Raw genomic sequence first — 15,363 nt, forward strand, 5'->3', positions numbered from 1 at the left:
AACCTAGAGGGCGGCCCGGAGCGGCGCGATCCGCTCCGCGCGGTCCTCGTCCGCTTTGCGCGGCGAAGGCGGCCGGTCCGCGCGGTGGCGCAGTGTGTACGAGGGGGACTCCCCGAACCGGGCCCGGTAGGCCGCCGCGAAACGGCCCAGGTGCCCGAAGCCCCACCGGAACGCGACGTCGGCGACGGTGACGCCGGCCGCCCCGTCCGCCGCGGCCCCGGCCAGGTCCGCGCGCGCCCGGTCGAGCCGTATGCCGCGCAGGTACGCGGTCGGGGTCGTCCCCACGTGGTCCCTGAAGCCCTCCTGGAGCCGCCGCACGCCGACCTGGGCGACGGCGGCGAGCGAGGCGGCGGTGTGCGGGTGTTCGGGGTGCGCGTGCAGGAGGTCGAGGACTCGCTTGACGGGGGCGGGCCGCAACGGCGGCGCGGGAGCGGCCAGTTCCTCCCGGTAGGGGTGGTCCGACGCCAGCAGCAGCCCGTTGAGCAGGGTCTCCTGGAGGGGTGCGGCCATCACGGGGTGGGCGGCCAGGGCGTCGGCGTCGCGGGCCTGGTCCACGGCCCAGGACAGCAGCCGCGCCCAGCTCCGCCCCGCGCCCCGGGTGACGTCGATTTCCGGCGCGAAATCGACGGAGCCGCGCAGCGGACGGCCGAGCAGGAGCTCCAGCTGCCGGTGCAGGGCGTCCGGTTCGATCTTCAGGGCGAGCAGGCGGCAGTCCCTGCTCCAGCGGTCGATGCGGGTGACGGACGCCGGGTCGAGGACGCAGCCGCGCTGCGGGGTGGCGACGGCCTCGGCCCGCCCCTGCTGCCGCCAGGCCAGGGTGCCGCCCAGCAGGACGTTGACGTGGTAGTGGCCCAGCTCCCCGAAGCGCATCCGCAGATCGGCGCCGAGCACGAGGTCGCCGACGGTGAGGGAGCCGAGGCGCGCGGTGTCCATCCGGGACTCGAACCCGCCCGGATCGCCCAGCGGTTCGATGCGGGTGGGGTAGAAACGCTCGCCGATGGCCTGACGCGTCTCGTCCAGATCGGCGGACCTGAAGGTGTGCACGGGCGTCAGGTTAGGACCGGTGCCGCCTCCTGCCGACGGGGCTTCTGGCTAAATTCACTCGCGCGGGCGGTTTCCGGTGCGGGACTCTTGTGCCCATGCCGAGACCCCGGGGATTCCGATACGAACAGCGCGGCGACGGGACGGTCGTCATCAGCCACCGCGAGCGTGCCGCCGCCACGCTGCGCGGCGGCCGGGCGGAGAAGTTCCTCGCGGAGGTGACGGACGGCGACGCGCAGCTCGTGATGGCCCGCTGGACGGGGGCGTACAAGTTCGGCAACGAACGCACGGCCCGCAGCCACCCGCGCAACCGCTGAGCGCGTCCGCGTCCCGCGGACCGGGGGCCGGTGCGGGGTCCGGCGCGGGGTCCGGCGCGGGGCCGTCCGGGCGACGTGCGCAAATTCGTCCGAAGGTAAGGGAACGGCAAAGCGCCCCGGGTCGTTAGCTGTGACATGACCGCAATGACCCCCGGCTCGAACATTCCGCTTCCCACCGCCCGCGTGGCCGTGGACGTCGCCGCCCCGGTGCGGCTCGACGTGTCGGGCCTGCTGCTCACCGCCGACGGCAAGGTGCGCTCCGACGACGACTTCATCTTCTACAACCAGCCCGCCGGGCCCGGTGTGACCTACCGCTCGGGCGGCGGCACGGCGCCGGACTCGATCCTGGTGGACACGGGCGCGCTGCCGCCGGGCATCGAGCGGGTCGTGGTGACCGCCAGCCCGGACGCCGCGGGCCAGACCTTCCAGGGCATCGAGCCCACGGCGACCGTGCGCGGCGCCGACGACAACGCCGTGATCACCTCGTTCACGCCGCCGCAACTGGGCTCGGAGACCGCCCTGGTCGTGGTCGAGGTCTACCTCCGCAACGGCGCATGGAAGGTCCGCGCGGTCGGCCAGGGGTACGCCGACGGGCTGGCCGGCATCGCCACCGACTTCGGCGTCTCGGTCGAGGAACCCGCTCCCGCCGCCCCGCAGGCCCCGGCCGCCCCGGCGGCCCCGCAGGCACCCGCCGCCCCGCCGTCGGCGCCCACGCCGTCGTACGACCCCCGGACGGCCGCCCCGGCGGCCCCGGCCGCTCCCCCGGCGCCCGCGGCCCCTGCCGCCCCCGCCCCGGGCTCCGGCAAGATCAACCTGGACAAGGGCCGGGTGAGCCTGACCAAGAACCAGACGGTCTCCCTGGTCAAGGGCGGCCGCCCGCTGCTCTCGCAGGTCAAGATGGGGCTGGGCTGGGAGCCCGCGTTCCGCGGCAAGGACATCGACCTGGACGCCTCGGTCATCGCCTACGACGGCAACCGCAAGATGATCGACAGTTGCTACTTCGGCAAGCTGTCCATCCTGAACGGCGCCGTCAAGCACTCCGGCGACAACCTCACGGGCGAGGGCGCGGGCGACGACGAGGTGATCACGGTGGACCTCGGCCGCATCCCGGCGGAGGCCACGGGCCTGGTCTTCACGGTGAACTCCTTCACCGGCCAGAAGTTCAGCGAGGTCGCCAAGGCCTACTGCCGGCTGCTCGACGGCGCGACCGGCGAGGAGCTGGTCCGCTTCGACCTGACGGGCGCCGAGCCGCAGACGGGCGTGATGATGGCGAAGCTGATCAAGCAGTTCAGCGGCGAGTGGGAGATGACCGCGATGGGCGACTTCGTGAAGTCGCGCACGGTGCGCGGCATGGTGAAACCCGCGGCCCAGGCGCTGTAGGGGCGGGCGGAAGGCGCGGCGCGCGGGGGCCGGGGGCGTGACGGAAGCCACGTGCCGCAGCGGTTTGGCGGGGCGGAGCCGGACGTAGCCTGGAAGACATGTCCATCACCTCTCCGCCCGCCCCCGGCCCGGAGGCTTCGGGCCCCGAGGGATCCGAAACGCCCGGCGCGGACCAGACGAACGCGGCCATCCGCCGCCTCGTGGACGCGCAGACGACGGACGGGGCCTGGCCCTCGGAGGAGTACGAACTGCTCCTCGTCGAGTGGGCGGCCGCGACGCACGACGCCGCGACCGAGCCCGTGTCCTGAGCGCGTCCCCGCCTCCTACCGGAACTCCGCACTGACGGAGCGCCGAAACGCCTCCGCCCCGTGTCCCGATCGTGATGATCGGGACACGGGGCGGAGGCGTTTTCCCGGAGCCGCGGAGGCTCAGAGCTTGGTCAACTTGGAGTAGGGGCTGAGGATCCGCCCCTGACGTCCGGAGAAGTCGATGAGCACGGCGAGGTCTCCCTCGACTCCCACGACTCTTCCGAGTCCGAATTGATCATGCGAAACCCGGTCTCCCACCTCGTAGTTCTCAATGGGCGGGGCGGCCGGGGCCGGGACGTTGAAGGGACTGGACGGCAGGTGTCGCCGGGCTCCGGCTGGCTTTGTCATCACCTTCAGTATGCGCCCACCGGAGACCAGATGCCATGCCCGTCTCCCGCCCGCCACTCCCGTCCGCCCCGCCGCGCTCCTCCCGCCCGCCCCGCGACCCGCCCCTCGTCAGGCCCACGACGGCCAGGACGGCCGCTCCTCGGTGCGTTGCGTCACAGCCCGCGCACCGGCGCAACCGCGCGCCCCGTCCCGGGCGTCGCAGTCAGCGTCCGGCGCCGTGGGGGCGAGCGGGAGGGGAGCCGTAGGAATGTCAGCCTCAGCGTCCGAAGCCGGGCCGGGACGGTCCTCGGACCGGTACCACGTCGTCGCACCGCTCGGGGAGGGCGGCACGGGGCGCGTGGAGCTGGCCCGCACCCCGGCGGGGCGGCTGGTCGTGCTGGAGACCCTGCACCCCCGGCTGGCGTCCGACGCGCGCTTCCGGGAGCGGTTCCGCCGGGAGGTGACGGCGGCCCGCGCGGTGGAGGACGTGTTCACGGCCGCCGTCCTGGACGCGGACACCGAGGCCGAACTCCCCTGGCTGGTGAGCGAGTTCTGCGCGGGTCCCGCCCTGGTGGACGTCATCAGCACGCTCGGCCCGCTGGACTCGGCGGCGCTCGGCACGCTCGGGGCGGCGCTCGCCGAGGCGCTGGCCGCCGTGCACGCGGCCGGTCTGGTGCACCGGGACCTCAAGCCCGCCAACGTCGTCGTCACCCGCGACGGCCCCAAGGTCCTCGGCCTCGGCCTGGCGAAGGGCGCGGCGCAGGACGGCGGGGAGCCGGTGGGCACGCTCGGCTTCGTCGCACCCGAGCAGTTGGCCCGCGACGGCGAAGTGGGGCCCGCCGCCGACGTGTTCGCGTTCGGCGCGCTGCTGGTGCTGGCGAGCACGGGCCGCAATCCGTACGGTTCGGGCACCGCCCCGCAGGTCCTGCACCGCACCCTGCACGAGCCGCCGTGCCTGCTGGGGGTGCCGGACGCGGAGTGGGAGACCTTCCTGCGCCGGTGTCTCGCGCTGGACGCGGCGGAGCGGCCCACCGTCGCCGGGGCCCTGGAGTGGTGTGCGGGGCGGGCCGCCGCGCGGCCCTGGTGGGAGGAGGAGCCCGTCGCCGGACTCGTACGGGAGCACGAGGAGGCGACGGCGGAACTGGTGGAGGTGCAGGAGGAGTGGGAGGACGAGATCCCGGCGGCCTTCCTCGCCCCGCCCACGTCCCGGCAGCCCCCCGCCGCGACGCAGACCGCACCGGCCCCGGTCGACGCGGCCGCTGGGACCCGTACGACGGACGCGAGCGATACGACCGACGCGAGCGGTACGACTGACGCGGCGGCGCGCCGGGACGCGCGCACGGCCGCCGGCCGGGAGCCCGGGGCCGGGCCCCGCCGCCGGCGCTTCCTCGCCTGGGCGGGAGCGGCCGTGACCGCCGTGGCCGGCTCCGCCGCGGCGGGCGTGCTGCTGGGCGACGACGGCGGGCGCACGCCCGGGGCGAAGGCGGCGACGCCCCTCGCGTGGACGCCCGGCCGCACGGTGTGGTCGCGCGACCTGGACGACGCGCCGGCGTACGGAGGCGCGGTGCTGCGCCACGGCGACGCGCTGTACGTGCGCACGACACGCCTCCTCACCTGCTACGACGCGGCGTCGGGCGAGGTGCGCTGGCGGTACGGGGAGGACCGCCTCCGGGACGTGCGGCCGGTGGGCGACACCGTGTTCGTGCTGCGGCAGCCGCTGACGGACACCGGGATCGTGGCCCTGGACGCGGCGTCCGGAGCGCGCCGCTGGGCGACCCGGGACCTGGTGACGAACCCGTTCCGGGACACCTCCCCGAACCGGCCGGTCAGCGAACTGGAGGGCCAGTCGGCCCACCTGACGGCCGACGGCGCCGTGGTCTGCCTGGTCACCTTCGCCGCCTCCGGCACCCTGTGGGAACGGCGCACGGCACAGGGCCGCAGGTGGCGGGCGTACGGCTTCGACGCGCGCGACGGCAGGCCGCTCTGGCACCGCGCGGGCACGGCGACGGGCGTGCTCGCCGTCCACCAGGGCGGCGGACGGCTCGCGGTGGCCGTGTCGGAGCACCGGACGCCGGCCCGGGAGCCGGCCGACGGCCCGCTGGTCGTCCTGCGCGACCGCGACGGCACGCCCGAGCGGGAGATCCCCGGCGGCTCCGCGTATCCGCAGGCGCACCCCGGCTCCTCGGGCGTGCGGCACTATCCGGGCCCGGAGGCGGTCGCCGCCGTCGACCTGGCCACCGGTGAGCGGCGCTGGTCCCGCCCGGCGGGCAGCGGGGCGACGATCACGCCCCGCGCGACGGACGGCCTGGTGCACGCCGGCGGGGGCGATCTGCGGGCCCTGGACGCGGCCACCGGCCACCAGGTGTGGATGCGCACGGACGTGCGCCGCCTGGACGACGGGGACGACGCGGTGCCGCTGGTGTCGGGCGGCCTGCTCTACGCGGCGGGCTCGGACCCCTCGGTGCCGGCCGCCGACGGCGGCCGTTCGACCGGCTGGGGGGTGCACGCCCTGGACCCCCGGACGGGGAAGCTGGTGTGGGCGGTGCCGGTGGAGCGGATGAGAGGGGTGCAGGCGGCGGCGGGCGGCGGGCTCCTCCACCTGTGCGTGGGCCGCACCCTGCTGACGCTGCGCGGCCCGGGGGCGGCGTGAGCGGGCCGCCGGCGCCCGGCTGCTTCCGGCGGCCCGGCCCGCTCCGGTTGTCGGGGCGGGCCGGTTCCGGCGGGACGGGGCAGGTGTTCCCGGGGCGGGCGGCCGGGGGCCGCCCGGTCGCCGTGCAGACGGTGCACGCGCGTCCCGCCGCCGAGCCGCACCACCGGGAGCGGTTCCGCCGGGAGGCCGCCGCCGCGCGGGCGGCCGACCGGGCCCGGCCGGGGCCGCCGCGCCGCATGCCGTACGGGCCCGGAGCCGCCCGCCCCGGACCCGTACCCGTGTCTCACTCCTGCCCCCACCACCAGTCCAGCGCGGGCACCCCGGGGACCGGGCCGTCCTGCTCGCCGCCGGGCGCGGGGCGGTCGGTGACGGTGATGCCGTACGAGGCGCCCTCGACCGGCATCGGATGCCGGTTGCGGGGGCTGGCGTACCGGGGGGCGTTGCTCATCCACCGCATGCATCCGGCGACGTACGTCTCCAACGCCTGGACGTAGCGCGGGAGTTCGGGATGGCCGTGTCCGGCGGTGAGGCGTTCCGCGCGGGTGGTGAAGTACGTCATGGCCCGGTCCCGCAGGACCACCGCCTCGGGCAGCACCTCGCGCGGGGTGCGGCCGCGCTGGTGGGCGAGGACGTTGACCAGGTTCTGGGCCGGCGGGGTGAGGTGGTCGTCCATGGCGTACGAGAAGAGGTCGTTGTCGCAGGAGACGATGAACCCGGCGGCGTCGGTCAGGGCCTGGACCGGCGGGGAGAAGTGGATGTCCGGGGGCAGCTCGATCCCGTTGGCGGCCTCGCTGAAGGCGAGCGAGAAGCGGGTGCCGTTGACCGAGACGCGCTGGGCGACGTAGTCGTTGAGGGAGGGCATCCGACCGCGTTCGGTGTTGGCGGTCTGGCCGGCGACCCCGGCCAGCCAGTCCCGGGTGCCGGTGGTCAGCCGGTGCAGCCGGGCGGGTGTGAAGCGGGCCCGGGTGCGGGTGACGAGGTCGTCCAGGGCGGCGGAGAGCGCACCGGCCGGGAGCAGTCCGGAGCCGGGGGCCTCCAAGGCGCGCAGCACCCGCTGGCCGTGGTCGACGACGACCGCCGTGCGTCCGGCGGCGCTCCCGGAGTCCTGCCAGTCGTCGACGGCCCAGGCCCAGTAGTTCCACTCCATGAAGAGCAGCAGGGTCTCGGTGTCGCCGTGCGGGATGGCCCGGCAGACGAAGTCGGGGTTGTGGATGGCCTGCGCCCAGGCCCGTTCGGTGGCGTTCGGGTACAGGTCGTAGTGGTCGGCCCAGGCCAGGGCGTGCGCGCCGAGCGCCTCGGCGTCGGGGTGCGCGCCCGCGTCGGGCAGCGGGCAGTAGAACGGCGGCAGGCTCTCGCCGAGCGCGGACCGGGGACCGCTGGTGCCGCGCCGGGCGGCGTCGGCGGCGGTCCGCCCGAAGCGCTGGGCGGTGACCGCCCCGGCACGGGGGGCGGCCTCGGGGGACGGCGCGGGGACCGGGGCGGGGGCCGGGGAGGCGGTGGGCCCGCCCGCCAGCCGGAAGAGGAGGAGGCGGGTCTCCAGGGCGTGGTCGCGCCAGACCCGGTAGAACTTGCCGTGTGTGAGGGCCGATTCGACCAGGCGGTCCCGGGCTATCGGGGAGCCGCGCCCCTCGTCGATGCCCTCGATCTCCGCCGTCGTCCACGCCATGGACTGCACCCAGAACTCGGACACCCGGTCGGTGATGTCCTCGTCCAGTTCCAGTTCGAAGCCCGCCGCGCGGGCCGCGCGGATGTACTCGGTGAGGGTGCCGAGCCGGGTCCGGTAGTAGCCGTCGACGAACTCCGTCCACTCCGGGCGGCACAGGAAGTGCTCCTGGATGCCGAACCAGCCGCCCGGCCGTAAGGTCCTGGCCATCACCGTGAAGAGCCGCTCACGGTCCATGTAGCCGGAGCTCTCGATCGCCACCGCGGCGTCGTACTCCCGGTCCCGCTCCCAGTCGTGCACGTCGCCGAGCACGGCGGTGACCTGCCCCTGGGCGCCCGCCCTGCGGGTGAAGTCCTCGATCACCGGTATGTGGTCGGGCGTGACGGTCAGTCCGGTGACCCGGGCCCCGTACTCCTGCGCCCAGAACAGCGAGCCGCCGCCGAGTCCGCAGCCGACGTCGAGGAGGGTCTCGGGCGGCGCGGCCGCCACGTCCCACAGCTGTGCCGCGCGGGCGAGCACCGCCTCCTGGGAGTCGACGATGCGGCGTTTGAGGACCCGTTGCGCCACGGTGGTCTGCGGGTGCTCGCCGGGTCCGAACATGCCGACGTGGAAGTGCGTACGGGGTCCGGGCCCGTACTTGTGCAGGATGTCGGAGGTCTTGCGGGTGTAGTACTGGGGCACCTGGCCGGGATCGAATCCCGTCCGGCCGATGAGGGCCGGGCCTGCGGTGGCGGGCGTCATGGAGAGTCCTTCTCGGGGCGTGGACGACACGGATGCGCGGCCGGGGCCGCGCCGGGCCGCTCGCTCGCGCGAAAGCGCCCGGGGGCGAGCAGCGGACGGGCGCCCGGAACCGACCGGCTCCCGAGCGCCGAACAGCCGTGCAGGGGGAGGGACGACGGAGCCCTTCCGCTACCGGTCCCACGGTGGGGGGCCATGGGCCGGGGCCATCGTCATCGAACACTGCCTCTCGGCCGACGCACAGCCATCGGAGGTACGCCACACCCTGCGGCATCCAACCGATACCCAACACGAGGAGGCGTGAACCAGTCATCACGCGCCCCCGGTGCGCCGTTTTCTTCCAGCCACCCGGAACGGCCCGCTCCCGTCCCGGCCTGCGGCGACGGGCACATGCCCCGGGCACGGGACCGCCCCCGAGTGCCGTGCGCACGGGGGCGGTTCAGGACAACGCGGCGCTAGGCGCCCGTCCGCGAGCGCGCCTTGAAGGCCGCCTTCTTCGCTTCCTTCGCGATCTTCTTCTCGGGGTGCAGCCGTCCCATCGCCTCCAGCACCGGCGCGGTCGCCGGGTGGTCGACGCGCCAGGCGGAGTCGAGGAATCCGGTGTGCTGGCCGATCAGGCCCACCACCAGTTCCTCCAGCTCAGGCGTCTCGCCGTCGGCGTCCAACTGGGCGGCGATGGTGTCGACGGCGAGCCAGAAGACCATCTCCTGCGGCGGCGCGGGCACGTCGGCCGCGCCGCGCTCGGCGAGCCACACCCGGGCGAGCCCGCCCAGTTCCCGGTCGTCCAGCACGGCGCGCACCGACGGTTCCGCCGCGGCGTCGACCAGCAGCAGACCCTGCTGGCAGCGCAGCCTGCGCAGCGGTGCGGCCGGGTCCTGGCCACGGGCGGCGGACAGCAACTCCTCGGCCGCGGCGGCCGGTTCGCGCCGGGCGAGCCACTGCTCCAGCTCGGCGCGCCCCGCCTGCTCGGGGTAGTACGCGAGGGAGGCGAGGAGGACGTCGGCGCCCTTCTCGGCGAGATCGCCGACCGCCGGGGCGTCCACCCCGGCCTCCAGCATCCGGGCGCGCACCCCGTAGAGACCGAGCGGGGTCAGACGCACCATGCCGTAACAGGCGACGTCCTCCTCGTCCAGCTCCCCGGCGGCGGGCGAACCCTCGGGCTCCTCCGCCATCAACGCCTCGTCCACCGGCCGGTACGCCACCAGGCCCACCGGCTCCAGCACCCGGAACTGGTCGTCGAGACGCATCATCGCGTCGGAGACCTGTTCCAGTACGTCATCGGTGGGCTCGCCCATGTCGTCGGGCACGATCATCGAGGCGGCCAGCGCGGGCAGCGGCACCCAGCCGTCCTCGGGCCCGCCGCCGGAGACGGTGAGCAGGTAGAGGTTGCCGAGGACGGCCTCCAGGAACTCCGCTTCCTGCTGCGGGTCCCAGTCGAGCGCGTCGAAGTCGAGTTCGCCGTCGTCGCCGAGGAGCGCGCCGAGGTCGTCGAGCACGGGCGCGGTGGCGTCGGCGAAGGCCGTCTCGAAGGCCTCCAGCCACAGCCCGAGCACGTCCTGCGGGCTGCCCCCGGCGACCACGGCGAGCGCCTCGCCGGGCGCGGCCGTGCCGTGCGCCGCGTCCGCCGCGGAGCCGGCGGGGTCCGGCGGGTCGGTGACGTCCACGAGCCCGGTGTCGACCGCCGTGCGCCAGGCCTCGCTCGCGCAGGCGGCGGCGTCCTCCTCGTCCTCCACCCCGTCGGCCGGCCCCAGCTCCAACACGGCTGCTGCTTCCGGCAGTTGCTCCTCCACCAGTTCGCCGCCCGCGCCGACCCGGGTGTCGGGCGAGGCCCAGCGGGCGAGCGTGACGGCGCGGGCGAACAGCGGCGCGGCCAGCGCGTCCCGCGCCAGCTCCGCGTCCGAGTGCAGCCGCACCGGCGGCAGGGTGGGGCGGTCTTCGGACATCTGGGGGTTCTCCTCGGTGACGCACGTGGGGCAAAAGGGGGTGGAGCGGGTGGAGCGGCCCCCAGCGTAGACGTATCCGCACCGGTCCCCCGGGGTTCATGCACCCGTCAGGTTCCGTGCATCGGCCGCTCGCCCCCGGAGCCTTGACAACACCCGTGCGCAGGAAAGAGATTGACGCGCGTAGAACCTTTCCCGTGCGGACCTCTGCCGCCCGCGCGCAACCCTCACTTCCGGAGTCCCCTGATGACGTCCCGTCCGTCCCCCTCCCTGCCGAGAACCACCGCGGTCGCCACCCTCCTCGCCACGGCCCTCGCCGCGGGCCTGCTCACCGGTGCCGCCTCCGCCACGGCCGCCGCCTCCGCCGACGACGCGGCCGCGGCCCCGGTCCGCATCCACGACATCCAGGGCTCCACCCGCCTCTCCCCGCTGGCCGGCCGGCCGGTCGCCGACGTGGAGGGCATCGTCACGGGGGTCCGGACGTACGGCTCGAAGGGCTTCTGGTTCCAGGACCCGAAGGGCGACGGCGACGCCGCCACCAGCGAGGGCGTCTTCGTCTTCACCTCCGCCGCCCCGACCGTGCGGCCCGGCGACGCGGTGAAGGTCTCCGGCACTGTCACCGAGTACGTGCCGGGCGGCCCGACCTCGGGCAACCAGTCCCTCACCCAGCTCTCGAAGCCGACGGTGACGGTGCTCTCCTCCGGCAACCCGGTCCCGGCCCCGGTCCTCATCGACTCCCGCACGGTGCCCTCCCGGTACGCCCCGGACGGCGACCCGGCGGCCGGCGGCAGCATCAACGGCCTGGCCCTGAACCCGCGCCGCTACGCCCTCGACCTCTACGAGTCCCTGGAGGGCAGCAACGTCCGCGTCGGCACCTCCCGCGTCGTCGGCGCGACCGACGCGCACGCCGAACTGTGGGTGACGGTCAAGCCCGGGGAGAACGACAACCGGCGCGGCGGCGCCGTCTACGGCTCGTACGCCGCCCAGAACACCGGCCGCATACAGATCCAGCAACTGGCCCCGCTCGCCGAGCGGCCGTTCCCGAAGGCGAACGTCGGCGACGTGCTGTCCGGCGGCGCGACCGGCCCGCTCGACTTCAACCAGTACGGCGGCTACACGCTCACCGCGAACACCCTCGGCACGGTGGTCGACCGGGGCCTGAAGCGCGAGCAGACCCGCAAGCAGTCGCGCGGCGAGCTGGCGGTGGCCACGTACAACGTGGAGAACCTCGACCCGACCGACCCGCAGGAGAAGTTCGACGCCCTCGCGAAGGCGGTCGTGGAGAACCTCGCCTCGCCCGACGTCGTCGCCCTGGAGGAGATCCAGGACGACAACGGGAAGCAGAACGACGGCACGGTCGCCGCCGGGGCGACGGTCAAGAAGTTCACGGACGCGATCGCCGCGGCGGGCGGTCCCGCGTACGCCTGGACCTCGATCGACCCGGAGAACAACAAGGACGGCGGCGAGCCCGGCGGCAACATCCGCCAGGTCTTCCTCTACAACCCGGCCCGGGTCTCCCTCACCCACCGCGCGGGCGGCGACGCGACGAAGGCCACGGGCGTCGTCCGCGAGCGGGGCCGCGCGGCGCTCACCCTCTCCCCCGGCCGCGTCGACCCGGCGAACGCCGCCTGGGAGAACAGCCGCAAGCCCCTGGCGGCCGAGTTCCGCTTCCGCGGCGAGCCGGTGATCGTGGTCGCCAACCACTTCGGCTCCAAGGGCGGGGACGAGGCCCTGACCTCGCACCACCAGCCGCCGGTCCGCTCCTCGGAGGTCCGCCGGCTGGCACAGGCGCAGACGGTGAACGCATTCGTGAAGGACGTCCTGAAGGCGGACCGCCGGGCGAACGTCCTGGTCCTCGGCGACATCAACGACTTCGAGTTCTCCGCCACCACGGAGGCCCTCACCGACGGCGGCGCCCTGCGCGCGGCCGTGAAGTCCCTGCCGCGCTCCGAGCGCTACTCGTACGTCTTCCAGGGCAACAGCCAGGTGCTCGACCAGATCCTGACCAGCCCCGCCGTCAAGCACTTCTCCTACGACAGCGTGCACATCAACGCCGAGTTCGCCGACCAGAACAGCGACCACGACCCCCAGGTGCTCCGCTTCCGCCCGTAGCGGGGGGAGCGCCGCCGCCGGAGAGCACCGGCAGCCCTGGGGCACGCCCGGGGCACCGGCGCTCCCGGGAGTGCCCGTGACACCGGCAGCGCCCGTCACGCCCCCGCGCTCAGGCTGAGCGCGGGGGCGTACCGCCGCACCCTGCTGCCCGTCAGCCCGTCGAAGCCGTGGACGCGCTGCCACTCCACGGGCGTCTCCCCGGGCGCGTTCATCATCGCGGCGTGCGAGGCGGCGTCGGTCCACTCGGCGAAGTTGAGGGCCCGGGAGCCGTCGAGGCCCACGTGGAAGTGCGCGGAGAGGCCGCCGTCCGGCTCGTCCTCGCCGGCCGAGGCGTCGAGCGCGGCGAAGACGGTGTCCACCCACTTCCGCGCCCGCGCCGGGTCGGGCGAGGCGAAGTCCACCTCGACGACCGCGACGCTGCCCGGGAGGCGGTCGTCGCCCTCGGTGATCCTGCTGCGGTACAGCTCGTACGAGTGCAGCCCGAGCCGCCGCACCCCGGGCACGGCGGCGTCGATCTCCTCGTTCCGCTCGTCGCGGCCCTCGGCGAAGAACGCCCGGTAGGCGTCCTCGTCCGCCCACTGGCTGTAGTGCAGCAGCGTCCGGCCGTCCTCGCCGGCGTACACGCTGTACGAGAGCGGCCCCCGCTCGGGCCACGGGCGCGACAGCCACGCCCGCTCGATCGCGCCGACGGCCGCCCGCTGCCCTTCCGGTGAGCCCACGTCCCAGGTACTGACCTTGACGACCCGCACCCCTGAACGGGTGATGTCCGGTCGGCTGTTGACGACGGCTGCGGTCATGGCGGTCCTCTCGTCCGAACGCCGGGAGCGGTTCCCCCGGGGCGGCTTCCGGGATCATCCTGAAACGTCAAGCCAGGTCGAGGTCAAGCGTCCCGGCCCCGGGCCGTTCACTTCGGCCGGGTCAGCGCCCAGGGCGTCACGTCGAAGGCGTCGACCATCTCCACGTCCCCCTCCTCCTCCAGCGAGAAGCTGCGCGCGGGCTGGCCGGGCCCGGCGGCGATCTCCAGGGCGCGTGCCTTCTCGACACCGTCGTACGGCCGCCAGTCCAGCCGGGAGTACGCCACCGCGCCCGGCGGCAGCAGCACCACCTCGTCGGCCCGCTTCCCCTCCTCGCGTACGTCCACCTCGATGTCGCGGACCCTGCCGTCGGCGGCGAACGCCCTGACGTCCGGCCGGCCGGAGAGCCGGTAGGGCACGTCGCCGCAGTTGGTGAGGGTGACGACGGCCGACCGGTGCATCAGCGCCGACTGGATTCCCCCCAGGTCCACCCGCACACCGGCATAACAGTCGTGCGCGACGGGCGGGCGGTACGTCGCCCCGGCGGACGGCGCCACGGCCTGCGGCGGCGCGCCGGTGCGGACGGGGGCCGTCGGGGCGGCCGAGGGCGACGGCGCCCCGGCGCTGGGCGTCGGCCGGCGCTCCCCCTCTCCCGGCGGAACCAGGAAGCCGTCGCAGCCGGTGAGCACCAACACCCCGAGCAGCACCACCGCACCCGCCCGGGCGCCCGCACCCCTGCCCGTACTCGCACGCGTACGGAAATCCACGCCACCACTCCCCTGCCCCCGCGCGGAACGCCCCGCGCCTCCCCTGCCGGGATCATGCCAGACGGTACCCAACAGCCAACCTCTGCTTACCTTTCGAGCAAAGAATTTCTAAGTGGACCTGAACAGTGCGTGTCCCCGAGACTGCGTCCATGACGACCCCTGCCCCCTTCGGGCCCGCCCTCTGCGCGATGATCACGCCCTTCTCCCCCACCGGCGACGCCCTCGACCTGCCCGGCGCGCAGAAGCTCGCCGACCACCTGGTGACCGTCGGCGGCTGCGACGGCCTGGTGCTGAACGGCACCACCGGGGAGTCGCCGACCACCTCCGACGCCGAGAAGTCGGCCCTGCTGCGCGCGGTACGGGAAGCGGTCGGTGCGGACGTCCCGCTGCTCGCCGGGGTCGGCAGCGCGCACACCGCGCACACCGTGGAACTGGCCCGTTCCGCCGAACGCGCGGGCGCGGACGGCCTGCTGGTGGTCTCCCCGTACTACAGCCGGCCCCCGCAGGCGGCCCTGGAGGCGCACTTCCGCCGGGTCGCGGACGCCGTCGGCATCCCGGTCGTCCTCTACGACGTGCCGGCCCGCACCGGAGTGCGCATCGAACCCGAGACGCTGCTGCGCCTCGCCGCCCACCCCCGCATCACGGGCGTGAAGGACTGCGCGTACGACCTGCTGGGCAGCGCGAAGGTGATCGCCCGCACGGATCTCGCGTACTACTCGGGCTGCGAGGAGACGAACCTGCCGCTGCGCTCGGTGGGCGGCGCGGGCTTCATCAGCACGGTCGCGAACGTCGCGCCGCGGGCGGTGCGGGCCCCGCTGGACGCCCACGCGCGCGGCGACGTGGCCGCGGCGGCCCGCCTGCACCACCGCACGCTCCCGCTGGCGGAGCTGATGATGGCGTCCGGCCTGCCCGGCACGGTCACCGCCAAGGCCCTCCTGAACGCGCTCGGGCTGCCCGCGGGCCCGCTCCGCGAACCGCTGCAGCCCGCCGCCACCGAGGTGGTCGACGGGCTGCTGGCCGCGTACGAGGAGCTGACGCGTCAGGACTGATCGGGCGCCTCCGCCCCTTCCACGACGTACGTCCGCCCCAGGATCGCGGCGTGCTCCAGCACGTCCTCCAGCGGGTCGTCGATCTGCCCGGTGCTCAGCAGGGACACCCTCGGCGCGTTGTGGGAGTTGTGGTGCGTCTCGTCGGCGTACGCGGCGGAGCCGGCGAGGACCGGAAGGACGAGGGCTGCGGCGACGGCCAGGACCGTGCGCATGATCGGCAGATTCATGATCGGCTTAACCACTCGTACGGCCCAAAGGTCACTGGGCCGACGACGCG

13 protein-coding genes are annotated in these 15,363 nt (G+C 74.7%); 6 read left to right on the plus strand and 7 right to left on the minus strand.

The window, feature by feature from the left end; all coding sequences use genetic code 11:
- Positions 1 to 3 precede the first annotated feature (3 nt).
- Positions 4 to 1,044, minus strand: coding sequence for an AraC family transcriptional regulator (locus ACZ56L_RS17135; protein WP_471064791.1), 1,041 nt, complete (start codon positions 1,042 to 1,044; stop codon positions 4 to 6).
- A gap of 95 nt (positions 1,045 to 1,139) precedes the next feature.
- Here ACZ56L_RS17135 and ACZ56L_RS17140 point away from each other — a divergent pair, with 95 nt between their 5' ends.
- The 3 genes from ACZ56L_RS17140 (at position 1,140) to ACZ56L_RS17150 (ending at position 3,046) form a co-directional block, all read left to right on the plus strand.
- Complete coding sequence (locus ACZ56L_RS17140; RefSeq protein ID WP_471064793.1) at positions 1,140 to 1,358, plus strand: hypothetical protein; 219 nt, start codon at positions 1,140 to 1,142, stop codon at positions 1,356 to 1,358.
- Between the two features lie 144 nt (positions 1,359 to 1,502).
- Positions 1,503 to 2,738: a TerD family protein gene (locus ACZ56L_RS17145; RefSeq protein WP_471064794.1), complete on the plus strand. Its 1,236-nt coding sequence runs from the start codon at positions 1,503 to 1,505 to the stop codon at positions 2,736 to 2,738.
- Positions 2,739 to 2,836: 98 nt separating this feature from the next.
- Positions 2,837 to 3,046: a hypothetical protein gene (locus ACZ56L_RS17150; RefSeq protein WP_468684192.1), complete on the plus strand. Its 210-nt coding sequence runs from the start codon at positions 2,837 to 2,839 to the stop codon at positions 3,044 to 3,046.
- Between the two features lie 120 nt (positions 3,047 to 3,166).
- Here the strand turns inward: ACZ56L_RS17150 and ACZ56L_RS17155 are convergent, their stop codons facing one another.
- Positions 3,167 to 3,394 (minus strand): hypothetical protein, encoded by a 228-nt coding sequence (locus tag ACZ56L_RS17155; protein ID WP_185025425.1) that lies wholly within the window; start codon positions 3,392 to 3,394, stop codon positions 3,167 to 3,169.
- A gap of 247 nt (positions 3,395 to 3,641) precedes the next feature.
- On the opposite strand from ACZ56L_RS17155, the gene ACZ56L_RS17160 reads away from it, so the two are divergent.
- Positions 3,642 to 6,023 (plus strand): protein kinase domain-containing protein, encoded by a 2,382-nt coding sequence (locus tag ACZ56L_RS17160; protein WP_471064797.1) that lies wholly within the window; start codon positions 3,642 to 3,644, stop codon positions 6,021 to 6,023.
- A gap of 283 nt (positions 6,024 to 6,306) precedes the next feature.
- On the opposite strand, the gene ACZ56L_RS17165 is transcribed toward ACZ56L_RS17160, so the two are convergent.
- Both ACZ56L_RS17165 and ACZ56L_RS17170 read right to left on the minus strand, forming a co-directional pair.
- Positions 6,307 to 8,427, minus strand: coding sequence for a terpene synthase family protein (locus tag ACZ56L_RS17165; RefSeq protein WP_471064799.1), 2,121 nt, complete (start codon positions 8,425 to 8,427; stop codon positions 6,307 to 6,309).
- Between the two features lie 452 nt (positions 8,428 to 8,879).
- Positions 8,880 to 10,367 (minus strand): hypothetical protein, encoded by a 1,488-nt coding sequence (locus ACZ56L_RS17170; RefSeq protein ID WP_471064801.1) that lies wholly within the window; start codon positions 10,365 to 10,367, stop codon positions 8,880 to 8,882.
- 243 nt (positions 10,368 to 10,610) lie between these two features.
- Between ACZ56L_RS17170 and ACZ56L_RS17175 the strand changes: the two genes are divergently transcribed.
- Positions 10,611 to 12,476, plus strand: coding sequence for an endonuclease/exonuclease/phosphatase family protein (locus tag ACZ56L_RS17175; RefSeq protein WP_401757795.1), 1,866 nt, complete (start codon positions 10,611 to 10,613; stop codon positions 12,474 to 12,476).
- Between the two features lie 95 nt (positions 12,477 to 12,571).
- Here ACZ56L_RS17175 and ACZ56L_RS17180 read toward each other — a convergent pair whose 3' ends face one another.
- The gene (locus ACZ56L_RS17180) at positions 12,572 to 13,273 is read right to left on the minus strand and encodes an antibiotic biosynthesis monooxygenase (protein ID WP_401757793.1); all 702 of its coding nucleotides are present in this window, start codon (positions 13,271 to 13,273) and stop codon (positions 12,572 to 12,574) included.
- 107 nt (positions 13,274 to 13,380) lie between these two features.
- Entirely contained in the window at positions 13,381 to 14,037 is a 657-nt protein-coding gene (locus tag ACZ56L_RS17185; RefSeq protein ID WP_471064804.1) for a DUF4232 domain-containing protein, read from the minus strand.
- A 149-nt stretch (positions 14,038 to 14,186) separates the two neighbouring features.
- Between ACZ56L_RS17185 and dapA the strand changes: the two genes are divergently transcribed.
- Complete coding sequence (gene dapA, locus ACZ56L_RS17190) at positions 14,187 to 15,086, plus strand: 4-hydroxy-tetrahydrodipicolinate synthase (protein ID WP_471064806.1); 900 nt, start codon at positions 14,187 to 14,189, stop codon at positions 15,084 to 15,086.
- On the opposite strand, the gene ACZ56L_RS17195 is transcribed toward dapA, so the two are convergent.
- Positions 15,077 to 15,313, minus strand: coding sequence for a hypothetical protein (locus tag ACZ56L_RS17195; protein ID WP_345224172.1), 237 nt, complete (start codon positions 15,311 to 15,313; stop codon positions 15,077 to 15,079). The two genes, dapA and ACZ56L_RS17195, sit on opposite strands and share 10 nt — an antisense overlap.
- Between the last annotated feature and the right edge of the window lie 50 nt (positions 15,314 to 15,363).

The organism is Streptomyces sp. NPDC039736, from assembly GCF_055596485.1.

Bases quoted from the DNA above. Each gene is read 5' to 3' on its own strand.
- ACZ56L_RS17180 (WP_401757793.1), bottom strand. From the start codon at position 13,273: ATGACCGCAGCCGTCGTCAACAGCCGACCGGACATCACCCGTTCAGGG.
- ACZ56L_RS17175 (WP_401757795.1), top strand. From the start codon at position 10,611: ATGACGTCCCGTCCGTCCCCCTCCCTGCCGAGAACCACCGCGGTCGCC.
- ACZ56L_RS17165 (WP_471064799.1), bottom strand. From the start codon at position 8,427: ATGACGCCCGCCACCGCAGGCCCGGCCCTCATCGGCCGGACGGGATTC.
- ACZ56L_RS17145 (WP_471064794.1), top strand. From the start codon at position 1,503: ATGACCCCCGGCTCGAACATTCCGCTTCCCACCGCCCGCGTGGCCGTG.
- ACZ56L_RS17155 (WP_185025425.1), bottom strand. From the start codon at position 3,394: ATGACAAAGCCAGCCGGAGCCCGGCGACACCTGCCGTCCAGTCCCTTC.
- ACZ56L_RS17140 (WP_471064793.1), top strand. From the start codon at position 1,140: ATGCCGAGACCCCGGGGATTCCGATACGAACAGCGCGGCGACGGGACG.
- ACZ56L_RS17150 (WP_468684192.1), top strand. From the start codon at position 2,837: ATGTCCATCACCTCTCCGCCCGCCCCCGGCCCGGAGGCTTCGGGCCCC.
- ACZ56L_RS17170 (WP_471064801.1), bottom strand. From the start codon at position 10,367: ATGTCCGAAGACCGCCCCACCCTGCCGCCGGTGCGGCTGCACTCGGAC.
- dapA (WP_471064806.1), top strand. From the start codon at position 14,187: ATGACGACCCCTGCCCCCTTCGGGCCCGCCCTCTGCGCGATGATCACG.
- ACZ56L_RS17195 (WP_345224172.1), bottom strand. From the start codon at position 15,313: ATGAATCTGCCGATCATGCGCACGGTCCTGGCCGTCGCCGCAGCCCTC.
- ACZ56L_RS17160 (WP_471064797.1), top strand. From the start codon at position 3,642: ATGTCAGCCTCAGCGTCCGAAGCCGGGCCGGGACGGTCCTCGGACCGG.